Source organism: Streptomyces griseofuscus, assembly GCF_014673495.1.
In the GTDB taxonomy this organism is placed as follows: Bacteria; Actinomycetota; Actinomycetes; order Streptomycetales; family Streptomycetaceae; genus Streptomyces; species Streptomyces murinus.
The window spans coordinates 3,648,032-3,671,620 of the sequence record NZ_CP051006.1 but is presented as its reverse complement, the minus strand read 5'-3'; the positions used below and the strand labels follow the sequence as shown (position 1 = coordinate 3,671,620).

The 23,589-nt window shown below is 67.1% G+C and carries 39 protein-coding genes and 1 pseudogene; 39 read left to right on the top strand and 1 reads right to left on the bottom strand.

Annotated features, from left to right (window positions below):
* Nucleotides 1-80 precede the first annotated feature (80 nt).
* Together HEP81_RS16210 and HEP81_RS16205 are read left to right on the top strand one after the other, a co-directional pair.
* Complete coding sequence (locus tag HEP81_RS16210; protein ID WP_167739854.1) at nt 81-614, top strand: hypothetical protein; 534 nt, start codon at nt 81-83, stop codon at nt 612-614.
* Nucleotides 527-1,186 (top strand): hypothetical protein, encoded by a 660-nt coding sequence (locus HEP81_RS16205; protein ID WP_154822698.1) that lies wholly within the window; start codon nt 527-529, stop codon nt 1,184-1,186. The genes HEP81_RS16210 and HEP81_RS16205 overlap by 88 nt, the downstream gene beginning before the upstream one ends.
* 91 nt (nt 1,187-1,277) lie before the next feature.
* Here the strand turns inward: HEP81_RS16205 and HEP81_RS16200 are convergent, their stop codons facing one another.
* A complete protein-coding gene (locus HEP81_RS16200; protein WP_037657548.1) occupies nt 1,278-1,688 on the bottom strand; it encodes an ATP-binding protein in 411 nt (136 codons plus the stop codon).
* 142 nt (nt 1,689-1,830) lie between these two features.
* Here HEP81_RS16200 and HEP81_RS16195 point away from each other — a divergent pair, with 142 nt between their 5' ends.
* The 37 genes and pseudogenes from HEP81_RS16195 (at nt 1,831) to truA (ending at nt 23,577) form a co-directional block, all read left to right on the top strand.
* Nucleotides 1,831-2,676 carry a helix-turn-helix domain-containing protein gene (locus HEP81_RS16195; protein ID WP_037657549.1) on the top strand — a complete coding sequence of 282 codons (846 nt, stop codon included), beginning with the start codon at nt 1,831-1,833 and terminating at the stop codon, nt 2,674-2,676.
* On the top strand, nt 2,673-2,864 hold the full coding sequence (locus HEP81_RS16190; RefSeq protein ID WP_037657551.1) for a DUF397 domain-containing protein: 192 nt from the start codon (nt 2,673-2,675) through the stop codon (nt 2,862-2,864). The genes HEP81_RS16195 and HEP81_RS16190 overlap by 4 nt, the downstream gene beginning before the upstream one ends.
* Before the next feature lie 126 nt (nt 2,865-2,990).
* Complete coding sequence (locus HEP81_RS16185; RefSeq protein ID WP_037657552.1) at nt 2,991-3,434, top strand: hypothetical protein; 444 nt, start codon at nt 2,991-2,993, stop codon at nt 3,432-3,434.
* A gap of 726 nt (nt 3,435-4,160) precedes the next feature.
* Nucleotides 4,161-4,985 (top strand): annotated as a pseudogene (locus tag HEP81_RS42345) (alpha/beta hydrolase); the annotation flags it as partial.
* Nucleotides 4,986-5,111: 126 nt separating this feature from the next.
* Nucleotides 5,112-5,264, top strand: coding sequence for a hypothetical protein (locus tag HEP81_RS42340; RefSeq protein ID WP_338058779.1), 153 nt, complete (start codon nt 5,112-5,114; stop codon nt 5,262-5,264).
* Between the two features lie 94 nt (nt 5,265-5,358).
* Nucleotides 5,359-5,820: a hypothetical protein gene (locus HEP81_RS16175; RefSeq protein ID WP_233360031.1), complete on the top strand. Its 462-nt coding sequence runs from the start codon at nt 5,359-5,361 to the stop codon at nt 5,818-5,820.
* A 468-nt stretch (nt 5,821-6,288) separates the two neighbouring features.
* Nucleotides 6,289-6,597, top strand: a complete 309-nt coding sequence (rpsJ, locus tag HEP81_RS16170; RefSeq protein WP_003948644.1) for a 30S ribosomal protein S10 — start codon at nt 6,289-6,291, stop codon at nt 6,595-6,597.
* Nucleotides 6,598-6,614: 17 nt separating this feature from the next.
* Nucleotides 6,615-7,259 (top strand): 50S ribosomal protein L3, encoded by a 645-nt coding sequence (rplC, locus tag HEP81_RS16165; RefSeq protein ID WP_005481233.1) that lies wholly within the window; start codon nt 6,615-6,617, stop codon nt 7,257-7,259.
* A gap of 8 nt (nt 7,260-7,267) precedes the next feature.
* Nucleotides 7,268-7,918 (top strand): 50S ribosomal protein L4, encoded by a 651-nt coding sequence (gene rplD / locus HEP81_RS16160; protein ID WP_037657555.1) that lies wholly within the window; start codon nt 7,268-7,270, stop codon nt 7,916-7,918.
* Nucleotides 7,918-8,337: a 50S ribosomal protein L23 gene (gene rplW / locus HEP81_RS16155; RefSeq protein WP_037657557.1), complete on the top strand. Its 420-nt coding sequence runs from the start codon at nt 7,918-7,920 to the stop codon at nt 8,335-8,337. Before rplD ends, rplW begins: the two co-directional genes overlap by 1 nt.
* Before the next feature lie 40 nt (nt 8,338-8,377).
* Nucleotides 8,378-9,214, top strand: a complete 837-nt coding sequence (gene rplB / locus HEP81_RS16150; RefSeq protein WP_030811669.1) for a 50S ribosomal protein L2 — start codon at nt 8,378-8,380, stop codon at nt 9,212-9,214.
* A gap of 12 nt (nt 9,215-9,226) precedes the next feature.
* Nucleotides 9,227-9,508: a 30S ribosomal protein S19 gene (gene rpsS / locus HEP81_RS16145; RefSeq protein ID WP_003974263.1), complete on the top strand. Its 282-nt coding sequence runs from the start codon at nt 9,227-9,229 to the stop codon at nt 9,506-9,508.
* Nucleotides 9,509-9,553: 45 nt separating this feature from the next.
* The gene (gene rplV / locus HEP81_RS16140; RefSeq protein WP_026252021.1) at nt 9,554-9,901 is read left to right on the top strand and encodes a 50S ribosomal protein L22; all 348 of its coding nucleotides are present in this window, start codon (nt 9,554-9,556) and stop codon (nt 9,899-9,901) included.
* Nucleotides 9,901-10,722: a 30S ribosomal protein S3 gene (gene rpsC, locus HEP81_RS16135; protein WP_014674374.1), complete on the top strand. Its 822-nt coding sequence runs from the start codon at nt 9,901-9,903 to the stop codon at nt 10,720-10,722. Before rplV ends, rpsC begins: the two co-directional genes overlap by 1 nt.
* 5 nt (nt 10,723-10,727) lie before the next feature.
* A complete protein-coding gene (rplP, locus tag HEP81_RS16130) occupies nt 10,728-11,147 on the top strand; it encodes a 50S ribosomal protein L16 (RefSeq protein ID WP_018564810.1) in 420 nt (139 codons plus the stop codon).
* Nucleotides 11,147-11,371 (top strand): 50S ribosomal protein L29, encoded by a 225-nt coding sequence (gene rpmC, locus HEP81_RS16125; RefSeq protein WP_007494763.1) that lies wholly within the window; start codon nt 11,147-11,149, stop codon nt 11,369-11,371. The genes rplP and rpmC overlap by 1 nt, the downstream gene beginning before the upstream one ends.
* Nucleotides 11,371-11,655 carry a 30S ribosomal protein S17 gene (gene rpsQ, locus HEP81_RS16120; RefSeq protein ID WP_018543912.1) on the top strand — a complete coding sequence of 95 codons (285 nt, stop codon included), beginning with the start codon at nt 11,371-11,373 and terminating at the stop codon, nt 11,653-11,655. The genes rpmC and rpsQ overlap by 1 nt, the downstream gene beginning before the upstream one ends.
* Nucleotides 11,656-11,784: 129 nt before the next feature.
* Nucleotides 11,785-12,153 carry a 50S ribosomal protein L14 gene (gene rplN, locus HEP81_RS16115; protein ID WP_003998823.1) on the top strand — a complete coding sequence of 123 codons (369 nt, stop codon included), beginning with the start codon at nt 11,785-11,787 and terminating at the stop codon, nt 12,151-12,153.
* A gap of 2 nt (nt 12,154-12,155) precedes the next feature.
* Complete coding sequence (rplX, locus tag HEP81_RS16110; RefSeq protein WP_037657560.1) at nt 12,156-12,479, top strand: 50S ribosomal protein L24; 324 nt, start codon at nt 12,156-12,158, stop codon at nt 12,477-12,479.
* Complete coding sequence (gene rplE / locus HEP81_RS16105) at nt 12,479-13,036, top strand: 50S ribosomal protein L5 (RefSeq protein WP_037657562.1); 558 nt, start codon at nt 12,479-12,481, stop codon at nt 13,034-13,036. Before rplX ends, rplE begins: the two co-directional genes overlap by 1 nt.
* Before the next feature lie 5 nt (nt 13,037-13,041).
* Nucleotides 13,042-13,227, top strand: a complete 186-nt coding sequence (locus HEP81_RS16100) for a type Z 30S ribosomal protein S14 (protein ID WP_003948630.1) — start codon at nt 13,042-13,044, stop codon at nt 13,225-13,227.
* A gap of 211 nt (nt 13,228-13,438) precedes the next feature.
* On the top strand, nt 13,439-13,837 hold the full coding sequence (gene rpsH, locus HEP81_RS16095; RefSeq protein WP_037657563.1) for a 30S ribosomal protein S8: 399 nt from the start codon (nt 13,439-13,441) through the stop codon (nt 13,835-13,837).
* 24 nt (nt 13,838-13,861) lie between these two features.
* A complete protein-coding gene (rplF, locus tag HEP81_RS16090; protein WP_037657566.1) occupies nt 13,862-14,401 on the top strand; it encodes a 50S ribosomal protein L6 in 540 nt (179 codons plus the stop codon).
* 3 nt (nt 14,402-14,404) lie between these two features.
* Nucleotides 14,405-14,788 (top strand): 50S ribosomal protein L18, encoded by a 384-nt coding sequence (gene rplR / locus HEP81_RS16085; RefSeq protein ID WP_037657570.1) that lies wholly within the window; start codon nt 14,405-14,407, stop codon nt 14,786-14,788.
* 36 nt (nt 14,789-14,824) lie between these two features.
* Nucleotides 14,825-15,430 (top strand): 30S ribosomal protein S5, encoded by a 606-nt coding sequence (gene rpsE / locus HEP81_RS16080; RefSeq protein WP_007494753.1) that lies wholly within the window; start codon nt 14,825-14,827, stop codon nt 15,428-15,430.
* Nucleotides 15,430-15,612, top strand: coding sequence for a 50S ribosomal protein L30 (gene rpmD / locus HEP81_RS16075; RefSeq protein ID WP_003974250.1), 183 nt, complete (start codon nt 15,430-15,432; stop codon nt 15,610-15,612). Before rpsE ends, rpmD begins: the two co-directional genes overlap by 1 nt.
* Nucleotides 15,613-15,614: 2 nt before the next feature.
* The gene (gene rplO / locus HEP81_RS16070) at nt 15,615-16,070 is read left to right on the top strand and encodes a 50S ribosomal protein L15 (protein WP_037657572.1); all 456 of its coding nucleotides are present in this window, start codon (nt 15,615-15,617) and stop codon (nt 16,068-16,070) included.
* A gap of 189 nt (nt 16,071-16,259) precedes the next feature.
* Nucleotides 16,260-17,573, top strand: a complete 1,314-nt coding sequence (gene secY / locus HEP81_RS16065) for a preprotein translocase subunit SecY (protein ID WP_037657574.1) — start codon at nt 16,260-16,262, stop codon at nt 17,571-17,573.
* Complete coding sequence (locus HEP81_RS16060) at nt 17,573-18,238, top strand: adenylate kinase (protein WP_037657576.1); 666 nt, start codon at nt 17,573-17,575, stop codon at nt 18,236-18,238. Before secY ends, HEP81_RS16060 begins: the two co-directional genes overlap by 1 nt.
* A 103-nt stretch (nt 18,239-18,341) precedes the next feature.
* Nucleotides 18,342-19,181 (top strand): type I methionyl aminopeptidase, encoded by an 840-nt coding sequence (gene map / locus HEP81_RS16055; RefSeq protein WP_037657578.1) that lies wholly within the window; start codon nt 18,342-18,344, stop codon nt 19,179-19,181.
* A 167-nt stretch (nt 19,182-19,348) separates the two neighbouring features.
* Complete coding sequence (gene infA, locus HEP81_RS16050; protein ID WP_004927214.1) at nt 19,349-19,570, top strand: translation initiation factor IF-1; 222 nt, start codon at nt 19,349-19,351, stop codon at nt 19,568-19,570.
* Between the two features lie 60 nt (nt 19,571-19,630).
* A complete protein-coding gene (rpmJ, locus tag HEP81_RS16045; RefSeq protein WP_003998809.1) occupies nt 19,631-19,744 on the top strand; it encodes a 50S ribosomal protein L36 in 114 nt (37 codons plus the stop codon).
* Between the two features lie 191 nt (nt 19,745-19,935).
* The gene (gene rpsM / locus HEP81_RS16040; protein ID WP_037657579.1) at nt 19,936-20,316 is read left to right on the top strand and encodes a 30S ribosomal protein S13; all 381 of its coding nucleotides are present in this window, start codon (nt 19,936-19,938) and stop codon (nt 20,314-20,316) included.
* Nucleotides 20,317-20,382: 66 nt separating this feature from the next.
* Entirely contained in the window at nt 20,383-20,787 is a 405-nt protein-coding gene (gene rpsK / locus HEP81_RS16035; RefSeq protein ID WP_003956432.1) for a 30S ribosomal protein S11, read from the top strand.
* Nucleotides 20,788-20,918: 131 nt separating this feature from the next.
* Nucleotides 20,919-21,941, top strand: coding sequence for a DNA-directed RNA polymerase subunit alpha (locus HEP81_RS16030; RefSeq protein ID WP_003966937.1), 1,023 nt, complete (start codon nt 20,919-20,921; stop codon nt 21,939-21,941).
* A gap of 161 nt (nt 21,942-22,102) precedes the next feature.
* The gene (gene rplQ, locus HEP81_RS16025) at nt 22,103-22,576 is read left to right on the top strand and encodes a 50S ribosomal protein L17 (protein WP_037657581.1); all 474 of its coding nucleotides are present in this window, start codon (nt 22,103-22,105) and stop codon (nt 22,574-22,576) included.
* A gap of 146 nt (nt 22,577-22,722) precedes the next feature.
* Nucleotides 22,723-23,577, top strand: a complete 855-nt coding sequence (gene truA, locus HEP81_RS16020; RefSeq protein ID WP_037657583.1) for a tRNA pseudouridine(38-40) synthase TruA — start codon at nt 22,723-22,725, stop codon at nt 23,575-23,577.
* Nucleotides 23,578-23,589: the final 12 nt, after the last annotated feature.

The window sequence follows — 23,589 nt, the reverse complement described above, 5'->3', positions numbered from 1 at the left end:
CCGTCGGAAACGCGCCAAGCAGGGCGAGTGCGAACGCCCTGTACAAGGACATCGGGCACGGTTGGCTCACGTCCGGGGCCGTGAGCAAGGCGCACAAGATCTGGGGTGAACAGGTGCAGGGCCTGGTGGGGCGGCTGGCGCAGGACGAGCTGCACACCGACGAGCACGCCCAGGACCTGCCGAAGAACCTCGTCCAGCCGCTGGCTCACATCATGACGTCGTGGCAGACGAAATCCGGGACCCGACAGGTGCACGCCGGGTGGTACGCGGGGGCGTGCCTGTTGGTACTGGCGCTGGTGGGAGCGGTGCTCTACGGCGGCGGTGCCTTCGGTTCCGGGGGCGGCGAGGAGTCGCTGGACCGGGCATGCGGCGGCTCGCTGGCCCAGGGCGGGCTGAGCGAGGCGCTGCATGCGTCGGACTTCAGTGCCGAGGAGGACGGCGACGGCGACTACCTGGCCGCCTGCCGGGTCCGCGCCCAGGAGTCCGGGCCGGTGTCCTCAGGTACGCGGGCGGCACCTACCAGGTCATGGCCGCACTGGACTGCGTCAACCAGAAGGACAAGGCCCTGGTCGCCTGTGGTGACCTGCTCGGCGCGTCGAACGGCACGAGCCTGACCGGTCTCGGCCGGGTGACCACCGAGACCGCCGAGAAGGCGGCCGAGAAGCACGGCTGCCAGGTGAAGGCGGGCGAGCGGCTCAGCGGACTGTCCGCCGCACGGCTGGGCGCGTCCGGAACGGCGAAGCCCCTGGCGCGGGCCCAGGGCTCCTGCGCAGCGCTGCGCGGAACGGACGCGGCAGCGGCCGACACGCCCGAGGCCATGGAGTACCCGGCGGACCCGGACGCCCCGCAGACCAACTGCTACCTGGTCACGAAGGCGAAGAAGCCCGGCTACGGCCTGTACGCCTATTACGGCGCCGCCGCCAAGGACTTCCTGGCCAGCGAGGGCGATCAGCTGGAGAAGGGCTACGGTCCCACGCACGGCGACCGTGACTACGCCTGGGCGACCGCGACCTGCCCGCGCTCGGCGCAGCAGGCGGTGTTCGTGCTGTACCACCTGCACGACAGGGACACCGACACCTACCCGGTCCCGCACTACTCCGCCTCGTTCGCCCGCGACGCCCTGCGCGCCTTCGCCGACCACGAGGCGAAGCGGCGCGGCTGCACCGGCGTACGGCTGGCGGCTTGACCGCTCCGAGCAGCACGGTGGCCGGGGGCAGCCCCACGCGTGCGCCCCGGCCGGCGTGAGGCGAGCGCCGCGCCCAGTGCACGCGTATTCGTCAAAGACCCGGGACCGTGATCTCGGCCCACACGGTCTTGCGCGGCACGACGTCCGACGACACGCCCCAGCGGTCGGCCAGCGCCTCCACGATGAGCAGTCCGCGCCCCGACTCCTCCTCCGCGCAGGGGTGTTGGGCCTCGGGCAGGCGCTCGCGGCGGGTGTCGGTCACCTCGACGCGCAGCGTGTCGCCGACGACGTTCAGCGTGAGCTGGAAGTTCCGTCCCGGCACCCGGCCATGGGTCGCGGCGTTCGCCGCCAGCTCGGCGATCACCTGCGTGGCCGCGTCCGAGAGGATCCCCCAGCTCCGCAGCTGCTCCGCGGCGAGCAGCCGGGCGAGCCGGGCGCCGCGGGGGGTGGGGGACAGAAGCAGCATGAAGTCGCGGGTGGCGGCGACGGTTTCTTGGTTCACATCACTCAGCGTGGCGGCGGATGGTTCGCTGAGTAAGCAACAGTGTCCGTACGTACGGTGACCGTCTCGGCTTTGTCTCGGCTGTCTCGGCTGTCTCGGGCGTTGTTACGAGTACGAGCGAGCACGCGCCGGAGGAGGAGCTGTGAGCGAAGGTGTGGACGAGGCGGGTTGGGATGTCGAGCCGGGCGACGAGATCGAGTCGATCGTGCAAGCGGTGGGGCGCCTGCTCAAGGTCTGCCGGGAAGCGGTCGGGATGACCGTACCCGAGCTGGCCGAGGCCATGGGGTACGGCGAGGACATGATCCGCAAGATCGAACGGGGAGCGCGCATTCCTCGGCCGGAGTTCCTCGACAAGGCAGACACGCTCCTGAAGGCGCAGGGGCACCTCCGGGCCTTCATGGAGGACATGAGGAAGGCGCGGTACCCGAAGAAGGTGCGGGAGCTGGCGGAGTTGGAGGGGCGGGCGGTGGAGATGCTGCTGTACAGCAATCACAACATCCACGGCCTGTTGCAGACGGAGGAGTACGCGCGAGCACTCCTGCGTACCTGGCGTCCCGCCTACTCGACCGACCAGCTGGAGCGCATGGTGGCGGCACGAATGGCCCGGAAGTCCGTCTTCGAGCAGTCACCTTCGCCGGAGTTCAGCTTCGTACAGGAGGAGGTGACGCTGCGCCGCCCGATCGGCGACACAATGGTGCTGCGCCGACAGCTCCAACACATGCTGGAGGTGGCCAAGTTGCCGTTCGTGGAGCTTCAGGTCATGCCGACCGACCGTGCGAATCACCCCGGGACGGGTGGTCGGATTCAGGTGCTCAAGTTTGCCGATGGCACGGGAATGGGGCGTACCGACGGTGACTTCTCGGGTCGCCCGGTCTCAAGCCCCAGGCAAGTCCGGTTCCTCGACCTGCGCTATGGCATCATCCGGGCTCAGGCGCTCACGCCAGAGGAGTCTCTGGCCTTCATCGAGCAAGCGCTGGGAGAACTATGAGCACCCCGGAACTCCACTGGTTCAAGAGCAGCTACAGCGACAGCAGTAACGGCAACGACTGCGTCGAGTTCGCCCCCACCCCCACCACCATCCACATCCGCGACTCCAAGAACACCGAAGGTCCCTGCCTCACCGTCGCGCCCGGCACCTGGACCGCGTTCGTCACGTACTCGGCGCGGACGCAATGAGTACGGGTACTCAACTGCTGTAGCCCCCGCGGCGGATGTGGCGGCAGTGACGTCTTGTTAACTTAGGAGGCCCATAAGAAGTTCATACCTCACTCATAAGGTGGGGCACGGGGGAGGACCACGGGCATGCCCTGGGACGAATGGGAGCAGCTGAAGGCGGATGCCGCCACGCGTTCCGGTTCCGCACGGATGCGGCTGAACCACGTGCCGGACGCCGGTGGCGACGGAGACCCGCTGAAGTCGGACCGGAAGGTCTGGTCGGCGGCCGGCGGAGACGTCACGGCGCTGCGGACCGATGTGAGCACGGCGCTGGGGAAGCTGGAGCACGGGCAGTCGGGGGTGGGGGACGGCGCCGGGTGCGAGTCGGCCGCGGCGCAGAAGGAGCTCTACGACTCCTGGAAGAAGTACGTCGGTGATGTGAGCGGCCGCTGCGGGAAGCTGGGCGGTCTGCTGGAGCGCGCGGGGCGCGATCTGTCGATGACCGACGGGGACGTCCGGGACGGCTTGCAGAAGATCAAGACGGAGTACCAGGACACCGAGGCCGTCGGCGGCCGGGCGAAGGGCAAGTGAGCGGGTCGTGGATCTTGCCGCGTTGAAGTCCCTCAAGCCGTCCGAGTACCAGGACGCCGCCGACGGCTACCGCGCCACGAGCGAGATGGCGGGCAAGGCCGGGGAGGCGCTGGACAGCCGGATCTCGGCGGGGATCCGCAACCAGCTCTCCGGCGAGACCGCGAAGGCGGCCCTGCGCGAACTGAAGGAGCTGTCCAAGGACTTCCACTACGCCGCCGCCGAGTGCGCGCTGGCGGGCGCCGCGCTGGACGGCTTCGCCTTCGACATGGCCGCGGCCAAGCGGAAGCTGGAGGCCGCGCTGGAGGACGCCGCGGCGGCGGGCTGCACGGTCGGCGCGGACGGCTCGGTGAGCTTCCCGGCCGGGGGCAAGGAGGTCGACGGCAAGGTGCCGGAGGGCGGCACGGTGCGGGTGAGCACCAGTCCGACGGACCCGACGTCGGCCGCGCTGGAGCGCCAGGCCGTCCATATGCACCCGAACCCGAACTTCGGCAAGGCCGTCGGTTTCGCCGACCGCATCGGCGACGCCCTGAAGGAGGCCACGGACGCCGACGTCAAGTGGGCTCCGAAGCTGCGCGCCCTGAAGGCCGACGACGACCTGGTGGTCTCCGACAAGGACTGGACCGACGTCACGTCGGACACGGCCGGGGTACGCGACGCGGGCAAGGACTATTTCGACTCACTGCCCCGACCGCCTGAGCACGACGATCCCAAGAAGAACGCCGCCTGGTGGCAGGGCCTGACCGACGAGCAGCGATCGGACTACCTGTCGGCGCACCCCGACGCGGTGGGCGCGCTGGACGGACTGCCCGCCACCGCGCGGGACCAGGCCAACCGCACCGTGCTCGACGAGGCGCACGCGAAGGCCCGGCTGGACTACGACGCCTGGCTGAAGAAGCACCCGGAACCCGAGCGGTACCAGCCCTACATCGACCCGTACACCGGGTCCATGCCGAAGGGCCTCAGCGTCGAGAGCCAGGAGTGGAAGGACTGGGAGGAGGCGCGGAAGAACGCGCGCAAGTCCCTCGATGGCATGGACGCGATCCAGACACGCTTCGACGCGACAGGGGTGAACGGGCTGCCCGAGGCGTACCTGCTGGGATTCAGCACGGACGGCGACGGCCGCGCCATCATCGCCAACGGCAACCCGGACACCGCGGACCACCAGGCGGTCTATGTTCCCGGTACCGGGTCGGAACTGGGGAACATCGGTGGCGGCATCGACCGGATGACCAAGGTCTGGCACGCGGCCAACGACGAGGCCGACGGGAGTCCGTCTCCACGATCACCTGGCTCGGCTACGACGCGCCGGACAGCGTCTGGAAGGACGCGCCGTTCGAGCACTACGCGTACGACGGGGCGCCGGCGTTCGACAAGTTCCTGGACGGGCTCGACACCTCCCACACCGGGGACACGGATCCGCACCGTACGGTCATCGCCCACTCGTACGGGACGACCCTCGTCGGCGCCGCGGCCCAGAAGGGGCATGTCAGCGCCGATGACCTCGTCTTCGCCGGCAGTCCCGGGGTCAAGGTGTCCCGTGCCGACGAACTGGACGTGCCCCAGGGGCATGTGTGGAACGAGGAGGCCGACGGAGACGTGGTCCCGGACATCGGCCGATGGGGGCACGGCGGGGACGGTTTCATCATCCCCAGTGATCCGCACTTCGGTGCCAACCAGATGACCACGGACACCGAAGGGCACAGCGGCTACTGGGACGAGACGTCCCACGGTCCCTCGCAGAGCCTGAAGAACCAGGCTCTGGTCGTCGTCGGGAAGGGCGATGACGTGGCGCTGAAGCCGCCGCCGAACGAGTGGGCGCATGTGAAGTAGCTACGACGACGTAAGGCTCGCCGACGTGAAGACCAGACTGAGCGCCTGTGTGCTCGCCCTGCCCCTTGTAATGACCACCCTCACTGGATGCGGCATGACCGACAAAGACTCCGACCCGACTCCGTCCGCCGGTACGAGTACCTCGCGTGACGCCTCCGACGCGATGCAGAAGCTGTCCAGCGGCATCTACGACCTGATCGGCGTCAAGGGGAGGACCTCGGACAGTCATCCGTTCGTCGCCGAATGCCCGGGCAAGGACACGAAGACCTACTTCCGGATCTTCCACTGGTGGAGCTTCTACCCGGCGTCGGCGAAGGACCTCGACGTGGCGATGGAACGGCTCAGGACCGAGTTGCCGCGGCACGGCTGGAAGATCGTCACGTACGGGCCGGACACCAGCAGGAACAAGAACGTCAACCTGACCGCCGACAACGATCAGCGGAAGGCCGGCGTCAACATCGTCCAGATGGCCAAGAACGACCCGCCGAAGCTGAGCCTCCATGTCGTCTCCGGCTGCTACAAGGTCCCGGACGGCCAGGAGGTCGAACATTTCTGAGCGGCGCGGCCACACGTTCCGCGCTCACCGGTGCGCCGACCGCGGGTTCGGCTTGACCTACGTCACTCCAGGGGTAATCTCTTCGGCTCGATTGGCGGAGCCCCCCGGCTGTATGGCAGACTGTCCGAGTTGCTCGGTCGAGTGTTGATGCTGCGCGCCTCCCGCCGGGAGGACCGGAAGCGAGTCCCACAGTACTCGTCGCCCTAACTGCCCTCGGGCAGCACTGGGGCGGACGTACGGGAATCTTCCGGGAAGTGTGGGCGCGACACCGACCAGGCGCCCGGTGGGCCCGAGGTCCCCGGTCCGCGGTTTCCGGAAGGGCCGTGTGCATTCCCCGCAGGGATGTTCGAACAAGGGACATTCATGTCAGCGGGAGCGCGACACGCCCGACCGCGTGGGTCGGAGAAGGCGGGTACCGGAAACCACCGGGTCCCAGAGCGTTAGAAGAGACAGGACTACTGAGTAGCCATGGCGGGACAGAAGATCCGCATCCGGCTCAAGGCCTACGACCACGAGGTCATCGACTCCTCGGCGAAGAAGATCGTCGAGACGGTGACCCGCACTGGTGCGTCGGTCGCGGGCCCGGTGCCGCTGCCCACTGAGAAGAACGTGTACTGCGTCATCAAGTCGCCGCACAAGTACAAGGACTCGCGCGAGCACTTCGAGATGCGCACGCACAAGCGCCTGATCGACATCCTCGACCCGACCCCCAAGACCGTTGACTCTCTGATGCGACTCGACCTCCCGGCCGGTGTCGACATCGAGATCAAGCTCTGAGGGCTGGTGATCTGAGAATGGCTAAGCAGATCAAGGGCATCCTGGGCGAGAAGCTCGGCATGACGCAGGTGTGGGACGAGAACAACCGTGTTGTTCCGGTCACCGTCGTCAAGGCCGGCCCCAACGTCGTCACCCAGGTCCGCACGAACGACGTCGACGGCTACGAGTCCGTCCAGATCGCGTTCGGCGAGATCGACCCGCGCAAGGTGAACAAGCCCCTCAAGGGCCACTTCGCCAAGGCCGACGTCACCCCCCGCCGCCACCTCGTCGAGATCCGCACCGCGGACGCCTCCGAGTACACGCTGGGCCAGGAGATCTCTGCTGAGGTCTTCGAGGCGGGCGTCAAGGTGGACGTGACCGGCAAGAGCAAGGGCAAGGGCTTCGCCGGTGTCATGAAGCGTCACAACTTCAAGGGCCTCGGCGCCGGACACGGCACCCAGCGCAAGCACCGCTCGCCCGGTTCCATCGGTGGCTGCGCCACCCCGGGCCGCGTGTTCAAGGGCCTCCGCATGGCGGGTCGTATGGGCAACGAGCGGGTCACCACCCAGAACCTGACCGTCCACGCCGTTGACGCGGAGAAGGGTCTGCTGCTCATCAAGGGCGCGGTTCCCGGTCCGAACGGCGGCCTCGTCCTGGTCCGCACCGCGGCCAAGGGGGCCTGAGGTAACCGATGAGCACTGTTGACATCCTTTCGCCGGCGGGCGAGAAGGCCGGTTCCGTCGAGCTCCCCGCGGAGATCTTCGACGCCAAGGTCAGCGTCCCGCTGATCCACCAGGTCGTCGTCGCGCAGCTGGCCGCGGCCCGTCAGGGCACGCACAAGACCAAGACGCGTGGCGAGGTCCGTGGTGGCGGCAAGAAGCCGTACCGCCAGAAGGGCACCGGTCGCGCCCGTCAGGGTTCGACCCGCGCTCCGCAGTTCGCCGGTGGTGGCGTCGTGCACGGTCCCGTGCCGCGTGACTACTCGCAGCGCACCCCGAAGAAGATGAAGGCCGCCGCCCTGCGCGGTGCCCTCACCGACCGGGCGCGTCACAACCGCATCCACGTCGTCGCCGGCGTGGTCGAGGGCCAGGCGTCCACCAAGGCCGCGAAGAGCCTGTTCGGCAAGATCTCGGAGCGCAAGAACCTGCTCCTGGTCGTCGACCGCTCCGACGAGGCCGCGTGGCTGTCCGCCCGCAACCTGCCCCAGGTCCACATCCTGGAGCCGGGCCAGCTGAACACGTACGACGTTCTCGTCTCGGACGACGTGGTCTTCACCCAGGCCGCTTTCGAGTCCTTCGTGTCTGGCCCCAAGGCCGCTGACACCGAAGGGAGCGAGGCCTGATGGCTATCCGTCACCCCGCTATTGCCTCGAAGGCCGCCAAGGCCGCCAAGGCCGCGCGCGTCGCCAAGGCGCGTCGCCACGCCACCGAGGGCAAGAACACCGTCGAGACGCCGCTGAGCAAGTCGTACACGGACCCCCGTGACGTCCTGCTGAAGCCGGTCGTCTCGGAGAAGAGCTACGCGCTCCTCGACGACAACAAGTACACGTTCATCGTCGACCCGAACGCCAACAAGACCCAGATCAAGCAGGCCGTCCAGGCGGTCTTCGACGTCAAGGTCACCGGGGTCAACACGATCAACCGCCAGGGCAAGCGCAAGCGCACGAAGACCGGCTTCGGTCAGCGTGCCGCCACCAAGCGCGCGATCGTGACCCTCGCCGAGGGCGACCGTATCGACATCTTCGGCGGTCCGACCGCCTAAGGGCGGTCCGGATCGTCCGATATCGGACGAGGACTGAGAAATGGGAATCCGCAAGTACAAGCCGACTACGCCGGGCCGTCGTGGCGCCAGCGTCGCCGACTTCGTCGAGGTCACGCGGTCCACGCCGGAGAAGTCGCTGGTCCGTCCCCTGCACAGCAAGGGCGGCCGTAACAACGCCGGTCGTGTGACCGTTCGCCACCAGGGTGGCGGACACAAGCGCGCCTACCGTGTGATCGACTTCCGTCGTCACGACAAGGACGGCGTGCCGGCGAAGGTCGCGCACATCGAGTACGACCCCAACCGCACCGCGCGCATCGCGCTGCTGCACTACGCCGACGGCGAGAAGCGCTACATCCTCGCCCCGCGCAACCTCCAGCAGGGTGACCGCGTCGAGAACGGTCCCGGGGCCGACATCAAGCCGGGCAACAACCTGGCGCTCCGCAACATCCCGGTCGGTACCACGATCCACGCGATCGAGCTCCGTCCCGGTGGCGGTGCCAAGTTCGCCCGCTCCGCCGGTGCCTCCGTGCAGCTGCTCGCGAAGGAGGGCTCCATGGCCCACCTGCGCATGCCGTCCGGCGAGATCCGCCTGGTCGACGTCCGCTGCCGCGCCACCGTCGGTGAGGTCGGCAACGCCGAGCAGAGCAACATCAACTGGGGTAAGGCCGGCCGTAAGCGGTGGCTGGGCGTTCGCCCGACCGTCCGTGGTGTCGTCATGAACCCGGTCGACCACCCGCACGGTGGTGGCGAGGGCCGGACCTCCGGTGGCCGTCACCCCGTGTCCCCGTGGGGCAAGAAGGAAGGCCGTACTCGTTCGCCCAAGAAGGCGTCGAACAAGTACATCGTCCGCCGCCGCAAGACGAACAAGAAGCGCTAAGGACGGGTTGAGATGCCTCGTAGCTTGAAGAAGGGGCCCTTCGTCGACGACCACCTGATCAAGAAGGTGGACACGCAGAACGAAGCCGGCACCAAGAACGTCATCAAGACCTGGTCCCGTCGCTCGATGATCGTCCCGGCCATGCTCGGCCACACGATCGCGGTGCACAACGGCAAGACCCACATCCCGGTGTTCGTCACCGAGTCGATGGTCGGCCACAAGCTCGGCGAGTTCTCGCCGACGCGCACCTTCCGCGGCCACGTCAAGGACGACCGGAAGTCGAAGCGCCGCTAATCGCGGATCGCATTCAGACAAGTAAGTAACTCTGAAGGGACAACCATGGAAGCCAGGGCCCAGGCGCGGTACATCCGCGTCACGCCCATGAAGGCCCGCCGTGTGGTGGACCTCATCCGTGGCATGGACGCCACGGAGGCCCAGGCTGTTCTGCGATTCGCCCCGCAGGCAGCCTCGGTTCCGGTCGGCAAGGTGCTGGACAGCGCCATTGCCAATGCCGCGCACAACTACGACCACACCGATGTCGACAGCCTGGTCATCTCCGAGGCCTACGTCGACGAGGGCCCGACCCTGAAGCGGTTCCGTCCGCGTGCCCAGGGCCGTGCCTACCGGATCCGCAAGCGGACCAGCCACATCACCGTGGTCGTCAGCAGCAAGGAAGGAACCCGGTAATGGGCCAGAAGGTTAACCCGCATGGGTTCCGGCTCGGTGTCACGACCGACTTCAAGTCGCGTTGGTACGCCGACAAGCTGTACAAGGACTACGTCAAGGAAGACGTCGCCATCCGTCGGATGATGACGTCCGGCATGGAGCGCGCCGGCATCTCGAAGGTTGAGATCGAGCGCACCCGTGACCGTGTCCGTGTGGACATCCACACCGCTCGTCCGGGCATCGTCATCGGCCGCCGCGGCGCCGAGGCCGACCGCATCCGCGGTGACCTGGAGAAGCTGACCGGCAAGCAGGTTCAGCTCAACATCCTCGAGGTCAAGAACCCGGAGACGGACGCTCAGCTGGTGGCCCAGGCCGTCGCCGAGCAGCTCTCCTCCCGTGTCTCCTTCCGCCGTGCCATGCGTAAGAGCATGCAGTCGGCGATGAAGGCGGGCGCCAAGGGCATCAAGATCCAGTGCGGTGGCCGCCTCGGTGGCGCCGAGATGTCCCGCTCGGAGTTCTACCGCGAGGGCCGTGTGCCCCTGCACACGCTCCGCGCGAACGTGGACTACGGCTTCTTCGAGGCCAAGACGACCTTCGGCCGCATCGGTGTGAAGGTCTGGATCTACAAGGGCGACGTCAAGAACATCGCCGAGGTCCGCGCCGAGAACGCTGCGGCCCGTGCGGGTAACCGCCCGGCCCGTGGCGGTGCCGACCGCCCGGCCCGTGGTGGCCGTGGTGGCGAGCGGCGCGGTCGCAAGCCGCAGCAGGCTGCCGGCGCCGAGGCCCCCAAGGCCGAGGCTCCCGCCGCCGCTCCGGCTGAGAGCACCGGAACGGAGGCCTGACCGAAATGCTGATCCCCCGTAGGGTCAAGCACCGCAAGCAGCACCACCCGAAGCGCGATGGTATGGCCAAGGGTGGCACGCAGGTTGCGTTCGGCGAGTACGGCATCCAGGCGCTGACCCCGGCCTACGTCACGAACCGCCAGATCGAGGCGGCTCGTATCGCGATGACCCGCCACATCAAGCGTGGCGGCAAGGTCTGGATCAACATCTACCCGGACCGTCCCCTCACCAAGAAGCCCGCCGAGACCCGCATGGGTTCCGGTAAGGGTTCTCCGGAGTGGTGGATCGCCAACGTCAAGCCCGGACGCGTCATGTTCGAGCTGTCGTACCCCAACGAGAAGATCGCCCGTGAGGCGCTGACTCGTGCGGCCCACAAGCTGCCGATGAAGTGCCGGATCGTCAAGCGCGAGGCAGGTGAAGCGTGATGTCGGCCGGTACCAAGGCGTCCGAGCTGCGCGAGCTGGGCAACGAGGAGCTTCTTGCGAAGCTCCGCGAGGCCAAGGAAGAGCTGTTCAACCTCCGCTTCCAGGCGGCGACTGGTCAGCTCGAGAACCATGGCCGTCTGAAGGCGGTCCGCAAGGACATCGCGCGGATCTACACCCTGATGCGCGAGCGTGAGCTGGGCATCGAAACGGTGGAGAACGCCTGATGAGCGAGAAGAACGTGACTGAGAACGCAGAGGCCCGCGGCTTCCGCAAGACCCGTGAGGGTCTCGTCGTCAGCGACAAGATGGACAAGACCGTCGTCGTCGCCGTCGAGGACCGTGTGAAGCACGCGCTGTACGGCAAGGTCATCCGCCGTACGAACAAGCTCAAGGCGCACGACGAGCAGAACGCCGCGGGTGTCGGCGACCGTGTCCTCCTCATGGAGACCCGGCCGCTGTCCGCGACGAAGCGCTGGCGCGTCGTCGAGATCCTTGAGAAGGCCAAGTAGGTAATTCCCGCAAGGGAATTCCACCAGTAGGTTCCTGCGGGGCGCCCCTCGCAGGACAGTTCCGCCAGGCTCCGGGGGCCGCTCGATCGAGCAGCCCCCGGGGAACCGGCAGACATTCAGGAGATAGACGTGATCCAGCAGGAGTCGCGACTGCGTGTCGCCGACAACACTGGTGCGAAGGAGATCCTTTGCATCCGTGTGCTCGGTGGCTCCGGTCGCCGCTACGCGGGCATCGGTGACGTCATCGTCGCCACCGTCAAGGACGCGATCCCCGGTGGCAACGTGAAGAAGGGTGACGTCGTCAAGGCGGTCATCGTTCGCACCGTCAAGGAGCGCCGCCGTCCGGACGGCTCGTACATCCGCTTCGACGAGAACGCCGCCGTCATTCTGAAGAACGACGGCGACCCTCGCGGCACCCGTATCTTCGGCCCGGTCGGCCGTGAGCTGCGCGAGAAGAAGTTCATGAAGATCATCTCGCTCGCGCCGGAGGTGCTGTAAGCATGAAGATCAAGAAGGGCGACCTGGTCCAGGTCATCACCGGCAAGGACAAGGGCAAGCAGGGCAAGGTCATTGCCGCTTACCCGCGCGACGAGCGTGTCCTGGTCGAGGGTGTCAACCGGGTCAAGAAGCACACGAAGGCCGGTCCGACCGCCAGTGGCTCCCAGGCCGGCGGCATCGTGACCACCGAGGCGCCGATCCACGTCTCCAACGTCCAGCTGGTCGTGGAGAAGGACGGCGAGAAGGTCGTCACTCGTGTCGGCTACCGCTTCGACGAAGAGGGCAACAAGATCCGCGTTGCCAAGCGGACGGGTGAGGACATCTGATGGCTACCACCACCACTCCGCGTCTGAAGCAGAAGTACCGTGACGAGATCGCGGGCAAGCTGCGTGACGAGTTCAAGTACGAGAACGTCATGCAGATCCCCGGCCTCGTCAAGATCGTGGTCAACATGGGTGTGGGCGACGCCGCCCGCGACTCCAAGCTGATCGAGGGCGCCATCCGCGACCTCACCACGATCACCGGTCAGAAGCCGGCCGTCACCAAGGCCCGGAAGTCCATCGCGCAGTTCAAGCTGCGTGAGGGTCAGCCGATCGGTGCCCACGTCACGCTCCGTGGCGACCGCATGTGGGAGTTCCTGGACCGCACCCTGTCGCTGGCGCTCCCGCGCATCCGCGACTTCCGCGGCCTGTCCCCCAAGCAGTTCGACGGCCGTGGCAACTACACCTTCGGTCTCACGGAGCAGGTCATGTTCCACGAGATCGACCAGGACAAGATCGACCGCGTCCGGGGTATGGACATCACCGTGGTCACCACGGCGACCAACGACGCTGAGGGCCGCGCGCTCCTTCGTCACCTCGGCTTCCCGTTCAAGGAGGCGTGAGCGAGATGGCGAAGAAGGCTCTGATCGCTAAGGCTGCTCGCAAGCCCAAGTTCGGTGTGCGTGGCTACACCCGCTGCCAGCGCTGCGGCCGCCCCCACTCCGTGTACCGCAAGTTCGGCCTGTGCCGCGTGTGCCTTCGTGAGATGGCTCACCGTGGCGAGCTGCCGGGCGTGACCAAGAGCTCCTGGTAGTCCCTGCTTTTAGGGATACCTGGACCTCTCGGTAAGCAACCGGGACGGCAGGGGCGCCCACTCTCATGGCTTAGGCTAGGAGGGTTGGGCCTCTGCCGCCCTGAACGACTTACTACGCCGTAGGTCCCCGCGCCGCACCCGTCCCGTCCCAGTACGGGGAGAGGGATGGCGCATATAGGAAACCCCGGCGAGAAAGGCCACAGGCCAATTCATGACCATGACTGATCCGATCGCAGACATGCTTACGCGTCTGCGGAACGCGAACTCGGCTTACCACGACTCGGTGTCGATGCCGCACTCCAAGATCAAGTCGCACATCGCGGAGATCCTCCAGCAGGAGGGCTTCATCACGGGCTGGAAGACCGAGGACGCCGAGGTCGGCAAGAACCTCGTCCTCGAGCTGAAGTTCGGCCCGAACCGTGAGCGCTCCATCGCGGGCATCAAGCGGATCTCCAAGCCCGGTCTCCGGGTGTACGCGAAGTCCACCAACCTGCCCAAGGTGCTGGGTGGCCTCGGCGTGGCGATCATCTCCACGTCGCACGGGCTCCTCACCGACAAGCAGGCCGGCAAGAAGGGCGTGGGTGGGGAAGTCCTCGCCTACGTCTGGTAGCAGAAGGGAACGGAGGAAACAGCTATGTCGCGTATCGGCAAGCTCCCCATCGCGGTTCCCGCCGGCGTGGACGTCACCATCGACGGCCGCACGGTCAAGGTCAAGGGCCCCAAGGGCGAGCTGACCCACACCGTCGTGGCACCGATCGACATCGCCAAGGGCGAAGACGGCACCCTTCAGGTGACCCGCCCCAACGACGAGCGTCAGAACAAGGCCCTGCACGGCCTGTCCCGCACGCTGGTGGCGAACATGATCACCGGCGTGACCCAGGGTTACGTGAAGAAGCTCGAGATCAGCGGTGTCGGTTACCGAGTGACCGCCAAGGGTTCCAACCTGGAGTTCGCTCTCGGTTACAGCCACCCGATCCTGGTCGAGGCGCCTGAAGGAATCTCCTTCAAGGTGGAGACCCCGACCCGTTTCCAGGTCGAGGGCATCGACAAGCAGAAGGTCGGCGAGGTTGCGGCCAACATCCGCAAGCTGCGCAAGCCTGACCCGTACAAGGCCAAGGGCGTCAAGTACGAGGGCGAAGTCATCCGCCGCAAGGTCGGAAAGGCGGGTAAGTAAGCCATGGCATACGGGCAGAAGATCCTCAAGGGCGACGCCTACAAGCGCGCCGCGATCAAGCGCCGTCACATCCGGATCCGCAAGCGGGTGTCCGGTACGGCGGAGCGCCCCCGTCTGGTCGTGACCCGCTCCAACCGCCACATCGTGGCGCAGGTGATCGACGACCTGAAGGGTCACACCCTCGCGTCGGCGTCCACGCTGGACACCTCGATCCGCGGTGGCGAGGGCGACAAGTCCGCGCTGGCCAAGCAGGTCGGCGCCCTGGTCGCCGAGCGGGCCAAGGCCGCGGGCGTCGAGGCCGTCGTGTTCGACCGTGGTGGCAACCAGTACGCCGGGCGCATCGCCGCCCTGGCGGACGCCGCCCGCGAGGCCGGGCTCAAGTTCTGAGCCGCTTGTAGCTAGCGGAAAGAGAGAGGTAATCCAATGGCTGGACCCCAGCGCCGCGGAGGCGGTGCCGGTGGCGGCGAGCGGCGGGACCGGAAGGGCCGTGACGGCGGCGCTGCTGCCGCCGAGAAGACCGCGTACGTCGAGCGCGTCGTCGCGATCAACCGTGTCGCCAAGGTTGTGAAGGGTGGTCGTCGCTTCAGCTTCACCGCGCTGGTCGTGGTGGGCGACGGTGACGGCACCGTGGGTGTCGGTTACGGCAAGGCCAAGGAGGTGCCGGCCGCCATCGCCAAGGGTGTTGAGGAGGCCAAGAAGCACTTCTTCAAGGTCCCCCGTATCCAGGGCACCATCCCGCACCCGATCCAGGGTGAGAAGGCTGCCGGCGTCGTGCTGCTCAAGCCCGCGTCTCCGGGTACCGGCGTTATCGCCGGTGGTCCGGTGCGTGCCGTGCTCGAGTGCGCCGGTATCCACGACATCCTGTCGAAGTCGCTCGGCTCCGACAACGCGATCAACATCGTGCACGCCACGGTGGCGGCCCTCAAGGGTCTGCAGCGTCCGGAGGAGGTCGCGGCTCGCCGTGGTCTGCCTCTGGAGGACGTTGCTCCCGCTGCCCTGCTGCGTGCGCGTGCCGGGGCGGGTGCGTGATGGCTCAGCTCAAGATCACGCAGGTGAAGTCCTACATCGGCAGCAAGCAGAACCACCGCGACACCCTGCGCTCCCTTGGTCTCAAGGGCATCAACACGCAGGTCGTCAAGGAGGACCGCCCCGAGTTCCGCGGCATGGTGCACACCGTCCGCCACCTCGTGACGGTCGAGGAGGTCGACTGATCATGGCGGAGCAGAACCCGCTCAAGATCCACAACCTCCGTCCCGCCCCGGGCGCCAAGACCGCGAAGACCCGTGTCGGTCGTGGTGAGGCGTCGAAGGGTAAGACGGCCGGTCGTGGTACCAAGGGCACCAAGGCCCGTTACCAGGTTCCGGAGCGCTTCGAGGGTGGCCAGATGCCCCTCCACATGCGTCTCCCGAAGCTCAAGGGCTTCAAGAACCCGTTCAAGACCGAGTACCAGGTCGTGAACCTGGACAAGCTGGCCGCGCTCTACCCGCAGGGTGGAGAGGTCACCGTCCAGGACCTCGTCGACAAGGGTGCCGTTCGCAAGAACAGCCTCGTCAAGGTCCTCGGCCAGGGCGAGATCTCCGTGGCGCTCCAGGTGACGGTCGACGCCGTCTCCGGCTCCGCCAAGGAGAAGATCACCGCCGCCGGCGGTACGGTCACCGAGCTCGTCTGACTCCCTCAGACGACGTTGCGATGACGTAAACGATCCCTACCGGGGATACCTCACAATGAGGTATCCCCGGTTGGTCGTTCCAAGGGGGGCATGGTCGCCGGTAAGGTGGCCAACACTGTTCTCACTCGTATTCGTCGAACCTCAGACCGTCACCCTTGACGCAGTTGCGCGGGGGTCGCAGGAGGCACCGTGCTCACCGCGTTCGCCCGGGCGTTCAAGACGCCCGACCTGCGCAAGAAGCTGCTCTTCACGCTGGGCATCATCGTGGCCTACCGCGTGGGTACCCACATTCCGATCCCTGGCGTCAACTACAAGGCCGTCCAGCAGTGCGTGGGCGAGGCCGGGGCCAACCAGGGCCTGTTCGGCCTCGTGAACATGTTCAGCGGCGGTGCGCTGCTGCAGATCACGGTCTTCGCGCTCGGCATCATGCCGTACATCACGGCCAGCATCATTCTTCAGCTGCTGACCGTGGTCATCCCGCGCCTGGAAGCCCTCAAGAAGGAGGGCCAGGCCGGCACCACGAAGATCACGCAGTACACCCGATACCTCACCCTCGCCCTCGCGATCCTCCAGGGCACCGGCCTCGTCGCCACCGCCCGCAGCGGCGCGCTCTTCAGCGGCTGCTCGGTGGCCACCAGCATCGTTCCGGACCAGGCGATCTTCACGACCATCACCATGGTCATCTGCATGACCGCCGGCACCACGGTGGTGATGTGGCTCGGCGAGCTGATCACCGACCGCGGCATCGGCAACGGCATGTCGATCCTGATGTTCATCTCGATCGCCGCCACCTTCCCGTCCGCGCTGTGGGCCATCAAGAAGCAGGGCACCCTGGCCGGCGGCTGGATCGAGTTCGGCACCGTGATCCTGGTCGGCCTGGTCATGGTCGCGCTCGTGGTCTTCGTCGAGCAGGCCCAGCGCCGCATCCCGGTCCAGTACGCGAAGCGGATGATCGGCCGCCGGTCCTACGGCGGTACGTCCACGTACATCCCGCTCAAGGTGAACCAGGCGGGTGTGATCCCGGTGATCTTCGCCTCGTCCCTGCTGTACATCCCGGCCCTGGTCGCCCAGTTCGCGGGCGGCAACTCGGGCTGGAAGCAGTGGGTGCAGACGAACCTCACCAAGGGTGACCATCCGGTTTACATCACCGCGTACTTCCTGCTCATCGTTTTCTTCGCGTTCTTCTACGTGGCGATCTCCTTCAACCCCGAAGAAGTCGCCGACAACATGAAGAAGTATGGTGGCTTCATCCCGGGCATCCGGGCTGGCCGACCGACCGCTGAGTACCTGTCGTACGTGCTCAACCGGATCACCTGGCCGGGTTCGCTGTATCTGGGTCTGATCGCTCTCGTACCGACAATGGCGTTGGTCGGCTTCGGAGCAAGCCAGAACTTCCCCTTCGGCGGCACCAGCATCCTCATCATCGTGGGTGTCGGTCTCGAGACGGTGAAGCAGATCGAGAGCCAGCTCCAGCAGCGCAATTACGAAGGGTTCCTCCGCTGATGCGTATCGTCCTCGTCGGGCCGCCCGGTGCCGGTAAGGGAACGCAGGCCGTCCGGCTCGCTGAGAAGCTGGCTGTCCCGCACATCTCCACGGGCGACCTGTTCCGGGCCAACATCAGCCGGCAGACCGAGCTGGGCAAGCTCGCGAAGTCCTACATGGACGCCGGCAACCTCGTGCCCGACGAGGTCACCATCGCCATGGCCAAGGACCGCATGGAGCAGCCGGACGCCGTGAACGGCTTCCTGCTCGACGGCTTCCCGCGGAACGTCGCACAGGCCGAGGCGCTGGACGAGCTGCTGCGCACCGAGAAGATGACGCTCGAGGCGGTGCTGGACCTGGAGGCCCCCGAGGACGAGGTGGTCAAGCGCATCGCTGGCCGCCGGATCTGCCGTAAGGACTCCTCGCACGTCTTCCACGTGGCGTACAACCCGCCGCAGCAGGAAGGCGTCTGCGACATCTGCGGCGGCGAGCTGTACCAGCGCGCGGACGACTCCGAGGACACGGTGCGGACGCGCCTGGAGGTCTACCACACGCAGACCGAGCCCATCATCGACTACTACAAGTCGCAGGGCCTGGTCCGCACGATCTCCGCGATGGGCCCGGTGGACGAGGTCACCGAGCGCGCGCTGGAGGCGCTGAAGAGCGAGCAGGCCGAGAACCACTGAGTCCGGCCGCCTTCCGGCCGCGGTGCCCTTCCGAGGGCGCCGCGGCCGTAGTGTTGTACAGGTACACCCAGCCGACGTGAGTGACGGAGAGCGCAGGCCCCCCATGGTGCAGATCAAGACGCCCGAGCAGATCGCCAAGATGCGTGCGGCGGGCCTGGTCGTCGCCGCGATCCACGCGGCCACCCGAGAGGCCGCGGTGCCCGGTGCCTCCACGAAGGACCTGGACGAGGTCGCGCGCAAGGTGCTCGCCGAGCACGGCGCCAAGTCGAACTTCCTGGGGTACGGCGGCTTCCCCGCGACCATCTGCACCTCCGTGAACGATGTGGTCGTGCACGGCATCCCGTCCGAGGACGTCGTCCTCAAGGACGGCGACATCATCTCCATCGACTGCGGCGCGATCGTGGACGGCTGGCACGGCGACGCGGCGTACACCGCCTTCGTCGGCTCCGGCCACGCCCCCGAGCTGGTCGAGCTGTCCCGGGTGACCGAGGGCTCGATGTGGGCCGGCATCGCCGCGATGAAGCTGGGCAACCGGCTGGTCGACATCTCCCGGGCCATCGAGACGTACATCCGCCGCCAGCCGAAGCCGGGCGGCGGCCGGTACGGGATCATCGAGGACTACGGCGGCCACGGCATCGGCACCGAGATGCACATGGACCCGCATCTGCTGAACTACGTCGAACGGCGCCGGGGCAAGGGCCCGAAGCTGGTCCCCGGCTTCTGCCTGGCGATCGAGCCCATGGTCTCCCTCGGCACCCCGCGCACCGAGGTCCTCGAGGACGACTGGACGGTCATCACGACCGACGGCACCTGGTCCTCCCACTGGGAGCACTCCGTCGCGCTGACGGAGGAGGGCCCGCTGGTGCTCACCGCGGTCGACGGCGGCAAGGCGAAGCTGGCGGAGTTCGGCATCACGACGGCCCCCGACCCCCTGGCGCAGTGAACAGAGCTCGCATAGTGGTCGCTCCTGTGGGGAAGACTCCCTCGATTCGCGTTTCGGGTTCCTCCGACGTAGACTGACTCGTCGGCTCTCGTGCACCCGCATGTCCGCATGCGCCCGTAAGGGAAAGCAGGGGAGTCGATCAAGGTAGTCGATTCGAAGGGCGAAGCGTGGCCAAGAAGCAAGGTGCCATCGAGATCGAGGGCACTGTCGTCGAGTCTCTGCCGAACGCCATGTTCAGGGTCGAGCTCCAGAACGGCCACCAGGTCCTGGCACATATCAGCGGCAAGATGCGTATGCACTACATCCGCATCCTCCCTGACGACCGGGTCGTGGTGGAGCTGTCTCCGTACGACCTGACGCGTGGCCGGATCGTCTACCGGTACAAGTAGATCTTGCCCGCGCCCCGGGCCCGCCCGGTGCGATGGCACTGACCCGGAGAACCTCACCCCATGAAGGTCAAGCCGAGCGTCAAGAAGATCTGCGACAAGTGCAGGGTGATCCGCCGTCACGGTCGGGTCATGGTCATTTGCGAGAACCCGCGCCACAAGCAGCGCCAGGGCTGACGCACGACCACCCTCTCTGCACCTCTATCGCAGAGTCTTCGCGCGACGCGAGCTGAATTGTTCATACGCAGATCCCGAGCCGATGGGCTCGACACCCCCGGCTCGGAGGCCGGGGACCCGGTTCGTACCTGGTACGGCGGCCGGGATCCGGTTCTGCGGAAGACCTCCGAAGATTCACCAGGAGCCATTGAATGGCACGCGTTTCCGGTGTTGACATCCCGCGCGAAAAGCGCGTGGAGGTCGCCCTCACCTACGTGTTCGGCATTGGCCGGACCCTCTCGAAGGAGACGCTGGCTGCGACCGGCGTCGACCCGAACACCCGTGTTCGTGACCTGAGCGAAGAGCAGCTGGTCGCGATCCGCGAGTACGTCGACAGCAACATCAAGACCGAGGGTGACCTCCGTCGCGAGATCCAGGCCGACATCCGCCGCAAGGTCGAGATCGGTTGCTACCAGGGTCTCCGTCACCGTCGCGGTCTGCCCGTCCGCGGTCAGCGCACCAGCACCAACGCCCGCACCCGCAAGGGCCCGCGTCGCGCCATCGCCGGCAAGAAGAAGCCGGGCAAGAAGTAGTCCGCAGCGGACCACATTCCACGGTCTTCGCTGTAGGACCGACCACCTCCCTCTAGGAGTTTGTAGATGCCCCCCAAGGGTCGTCAGGGCGCTGCCAAGAAGGTGCGCCGCAAGGAAAAGAAGAACGTCGCTCACGGCCACGCGCACATCAAGAGCACGTTCAACAACACGATCGTCTCGATCACGGACCCCTCGGGCAACGTGATCTCCTGGGCCTCCGCCGGCCACGTCGGCTTCAAGGGCTCCCGGAAGTCCACGCCGTTCGCCGCGCAGATGGCCGCCGAGTCGGCTGCCCGTCGCGCCCAGGAGCACGGCATGCGCAAGGTCGACGTGTTCGTCAAGGGCCCGGGTTCCGGTCGTGAGACCGCGATCCGCTCCCTCCAGGCCACGGGTCTTGAGGTCGGCTCCATCCAGGACGTCACCCCGACCCCGCACAACGGCTGCCGCCCGCCGAAGCGCCGCCGCGTCTGACGCGCAGCGCTCCGCTGGTTTTTTGCGGTTTCGGGCGGTACGGCCTCTGTGAGGAAGCCGTACCGCCCGTACCCTTGCAGTACTGAGTCGGGCGTCAAATAGCGGGCGCCCCTGACTGAAGGATCTCCACCATGCTGATCGCTCAGCGTCCTTCGTTGACCGAAGAGGTCGTCGACGAGTTCCGCTCCCGGTTCGTGATCGAGCCGCTGGAGCCGGGCTTCGGCTACACCCTCGGCAACTCCCTCCGCCGTACCCTCCTGTCCTCGATCCCCGGTGCCGCTGTCACCAGCATCCGGATCGACGGTGTCCTGCACGAGTTCACCACCGTGCCGGGCGTCAAGGAGGACGTCACCGACCTGATCCTCAACATCAAGCAGCTGGTCGTCTCCTCGGAGCACGACGAGCCGGTCGTGATGTACCTGCGCAAGCAGGGCCCGGGTCTGGTGACCGCCGCCGACATCGCGCCCCCGGCCGGTGTCGAGGTGCACAACCCCGACCTCGTCCTCGCCACGCTCAACGGCAAGGGCAAGCTGGAGATGGAGCTGACCGTCGAGCGCGGTCGCGGCTACGTCTCCGCGGTGCAGAACAAGCAGGTGGGCCAGGAGATCGGCCGTATCCCGGTCGACTCCATCTACTCGCCGGTTCTCAAGGTCACGTACAAGGTCGAGGCCACGCGTGTCGAGCAGCGCACCGACTTCGACAAGCTGATCGTGGATGTCGAGACCAAGCAGGCGATGCGTCCGCGTGACGCCATGGCCTCCGCCGGCAAGACCCTGGTCGAGCTGTTCGGTCTCGCGCGCGAGCTGAACATCGACGCCGAGGGCATCGACATGGGTCCGTCCCCGACGGACGCCGCGCTCGCCGCGGATCTGGCGCTGCCGATCGAGGAGCTTGAGCTCACCGTTCGGTCGTACAACTGCCTCAAGCGCGAGGGCATCCACTCCGTGGGTGAGCTCGTGGCGCGTTCCGAGGCGGACCTGCTGGACATCCGCAACTTCGGTGCGAAGTCCATCGACGAGGTCAAGGCGAAGCTGGCCGGCATGGGCCTGGCGCTCAAGGACAGCCCGCCCGGATTCGACCCGACGGCCGCCGCGGACGCCTTTGGCGCGGACGACGACGCGGACGCCGGTTTCGTCGAGACCGAGCAGTACTGAGAACTCGGGCCTCAGGGCTCGATTTCGTCTGCCGGCCGGCTGCGGCTGGTCGCGCAGTTCCCCGCGCCCCTTCGGGGCGCGGGTCTCCGACAGACAACCGTCTGCTCGGATACTGACCCCGGTACCTGACACGGCCGGGGCAGACACACAGGAGAAGAACTATGCCGAAGCCCACCAAGGGTGCCCGTCTGGGCGGCAGCGCCGCGCACGAGAAGCTGCTCCTCGCGAACCTCGCGAAGAGCCTCTTCGAGCACGGCCGCATCACCACGACCGAGGCGAAGGCCCGCCGCCTGCGCCCGTACGCCGAGCGTCTGGTCACCAAGGCGAAGAAGGGCGACCTTCACAACCGCCGTCAGGTGCTCCAGGTCATCACGGACAAGAGCATCGTGCACACGCTCTTCACCGAGATCGGCCCGCGGTACGAGAACCGTCCCGGTGGCTACACCCGCATCACCAAGATCGGTAACCGTCGTGGCGACAACGCGCCCATGGCTGTCATCGAGCTGGTCGAGGCGCTGACGGTGCAGCAGAAGGCCGTGGGCGAGGCCGAGGCCGCGACGAAGCGCTCCGCGAAGGACGCCGAAGAGGCTCAGGCTCCGGTCGAGGCTGCGGCTGAGGAGTCGAAGGACGCGTAAGCGTTCTGCCGGGGGACTGTGCGTCGGCGGCTGCGGCTGTTGTCGTGGCTGGTCGCGCAGTTCCCCGCGCCCCTTCGGGGCGCGTTTGTGGGCCCGTTCCCTTCCAAGGGGCGGGCCCGCTTTTTTGTAGCTGAGAGGATCTGTGTGTGAGTGACGAAGCGCTGCCCGGGCATGTACGTATCCGCCTCGATCTCTCCTACGACGGCACCGACTTCCACGGCTGGGCCAAGCAGGCCGGTGGGAAGCGGACCGTGCAGGGGGAGATCGAGGACGCGCTGCGCACGGTGACGCGGTCCAAGGAGACGTACGAGCTGACCGTGGCCGGGCGCACCGATGCCGGGGTGCACGCGCGCGGGCAGGTGGCACATGTCGATCTGCCGGCCGAGCTGTGGGCGGAGCACCGCGAGAAGCTGCTCAAGCGGCTCGCCGGGCGGCTCTCCAAGGATGTGCGGATCTGGCGGCTGACCGAGGCGCCGGAGGGGTTCAACGCCCGGTTCTCGGCGATCTGGCGGCGGTACGCGTACCGGGTCACCGACAATCCCGGGGGCGTGGACCCGCTGCTGCGCGGCCATGTGCTCTGGCACGACTGGCCGCTCGACGTGGACGCCATGAACGAGGCCGCCCGGGCGCTGCTCGGCGAGCACGACTTCGCGGCGTACTGCAAGAAGCGGGAGGGCGCGACCACCATCCGCACGCTCCAGGACCTGAGCCTGGTGCGGGGCGCGGACGGGGTCATCACGGCGACGGTCCGGGCGGACGCGTTCTGCCACAACATGGTCCGCTCGCTGATCGGCGCGCTGCTGTTCGTCGGCGACGGGCACCGGGGCCCTCAGTGGCCCGGGAAGGTGCTGGCCGCCGGGGTGCGCGACTCCGCCGTCCATGTCGTACGACCGCACGGGCTGACCCTCGAAGAGGTCGGCTACCCCGCCGACGAGCTGCTGGCCGCCCGTAACAAGGAGGCCCGCAACAAGCGCTCGCTGCCGTCGGCGGGGTGCTGCTGAGCTAGGACCTCT

Bases quoted from the DNA above. Each gene is read 5' to 3' on its own strand.
- HEP81_RS16205 (WP_154822698.1), top strand. From the start codon at position 527: ATGGCCGCACTGGACTGCGTCAACCAGAAGGACAAGGCCCTGGTCGCC.
- HEP81_RS16190 (WP_037657551.1), top strand. From the start codon at position 2,673: ATGAGCACCCCGGAACTCCACTGGTTCAAGAGCAGCTACAGCGACAGC.
- HEP81_RS16185 (WP_037657552.1), top strand. From the start codon at position 2,991: ATGCCCTGGGACGAATGGGAGCAGCTGAAGGCGGATGCCGCCACGCGT.
- HEP81_RS42340 (WP_338058779.1), top strand. From the start codon at position 5,112: ATGACCACGGACACCGAAGGGCACAGCGGCTACTGGGACGAGACGTCC.
- HEP81_RS16175 (WP_233360031.1), top strand. From the start codon at position 5,359: ATGACCGACAAAGACTCCGACCCGACTCCGTCCGCCGGTACGAGTACC.
- rpsJ (WP_003948644.1), top strand. From the start codon at position 6,289: ATGGCGGGACAGAAGATCCGCATCCGGCTCAAGGCCTACGACCACGAG.
- rplC (WP_005481233.1), top strand. From the start codon at position 6,615: ATGGCTAAGCAGATCAAGGGCATCCTGGGCGAGAAGCTCGGCATGACG.
- rplD (WP_037657555.1), top strand. From the start codon at position 7,268: ATGAGCACTGTTGACATCCTTTCGCCGGCGGGCGAGAAGGCCGGTTCC.
- rplW (WP_037657557.1), top strand. From the start codon at position 7,918: ATGGCTATCCGTCACCCCGCTATTGCCTCGAAGGCCGCCAAGGCCGCC.
- rplB (WP_030811669.1), top strand. From the start codon at position 8,378: ATGGGAATCCGCAAGTACAAGCCGACTACGCCGGGCCGTCGTGGCGCC.
- rpsS (WP_003974263.1), top strand. From the start codon at position 9,227: ATGCCTCGTAGCTTGAAGAAGGGGCCCTTCGTCGACGACCACCTGATC.
- rplV (WP_026252021.1), top strand. From the start codon at position 9,554: ATGGAAGCCAGGGCCCAGGCGCGGTACATCCGCGTCACGCCCATGAAG.
- rpsC (WP_014674374.1), top strand. From the start codon at position 9,901: ATGGGCCAGAAGGTTAACCCGCATGGGTTCCGGCTCGGTGTCACGACC.
- rplP (WP_018564810.1), top strand. From the start codon at position 10,728: ATGCTGATCCCCCGTAGGGTCAAGCACCGCAAGCAGCACCACCCGAAG.
- rpmC (WP_007494763.1), top strand. From the start codon at position 11,147: ATGTCGGCCGGTACCAAGGCGTCCGAGCTGCGCGAGCTGGGCAACGAG.
- rpsQ (WP_018543912.1), top strand. From the start codon at position 11,371: ATGAGCGAGAAGAACGTGACTGAGAACGCAGAGGCCCGCGGCTTCCGC.
- rplX (WP_037657560.1), top strand. From the start codon at position 12,156: ATGAAGATCAAGAAGGGCGACCTGGTCCAGGTCATCACCGGCAAGGAC.
- rplE (WP_037657562.1), top strand. From the start codon at position 12,479: ATGGCTACCACCACCACTCCGCGTCTGAAGCAGAAGTACCGTGACGAG.
- HEP81_RS16100 (WP_003948630.1), top strand. From the start codon at position 13,042: ATGGCGAAGAAGGCTCTGATCGCTAAGGCTGCTCGCAAGCCCAAGTTC.
- rpsH (WP_037657563.1), top strand. From the start codon at position 13,439: ATGACCATGACTGATCCGATCGCAGACATGCTTACGCGTCTGCGGAAC.
- rplF (WP_037657566.1), top strand. From the start codon at position 13,862: ATGTCGCGTATCGGCAAGCTCCCCATCGCGGTTCCCGCCGGCGTGGAC.
- rplR (WP_037657570.1), top strand. From the start codon at position 14,405: ATGGCATACGGGCAGAAGATCCTCAAGGGCGACGCCTACAAGCGCGCC.
- rpsE (WP_007494753.1), top strand. From the start codon at position 14,825: ATGGCTGGACCCCAGCGCCGCGGAGGCGGTGCCGGTGGCGGCGAGCGG.
- rpmD (WP_003974250.1), top strand. From the start codon at position 15,430: ATGGCTCAGCTCAAGATCACGCAGGTGAAGTCCTACATCGGCAGCAAG.
- rplO (WP_037657572.1), top strand. From the start codon at position 15,615: ATGGCGGAGCAGAACCCGCTCAAGATCCACAACCTCCGTCCCGCCCCG.
- HEP81_RS16060 (WP_037657576.1), top strand. From the start codon at position 17,573: ATGCGTATCGTCCTCGTCGGGCCGCCCGGTGCCGGTAAGGGAACGCAG.
- map (WP_037657578.1), top strand. From the start codon at position 18,342: ATGGTGCAGATCAAGACGCCCGAGCAGATCGCCAAGATGCGTGCGGCG.
- rpmJ (WP_003998809.1), top strand. From the start codon at position 19,631: ATGAAGGTCAAGCCGAGCGTCAAGAAGATCTGCGACAAGTGCAGGGTG.
- rpsM (WP_037657579.1), top strand. From the start codon at position 19,936: ATGGCACGCGTTTCCGGTGTTGACATCCCGCGCGAAAAGCGCGTGGAG.
- rpsK (WP_003956432.1), top strand. From the start codon at position 20,383: ATGCCCCCCAAGGGTCGTCAGGGCGCTGCCAAGAAGGTGCGCCGCAAG.
- HEP81_RS16030 (WP_003966937.1), top strand. From the start codon at position 20,919: ATGCTGATCGCTCAGCGTCCTTCGTTGACCGAAGAGGTCGTCGACGAG.
- rplQ (WP_037657581.1), top strand. From the start codon at position 22,103: ATGCCGAAGCCCACCAAGGGTGCCCGTCTGGGCGGCAGCGCCGCGCAC.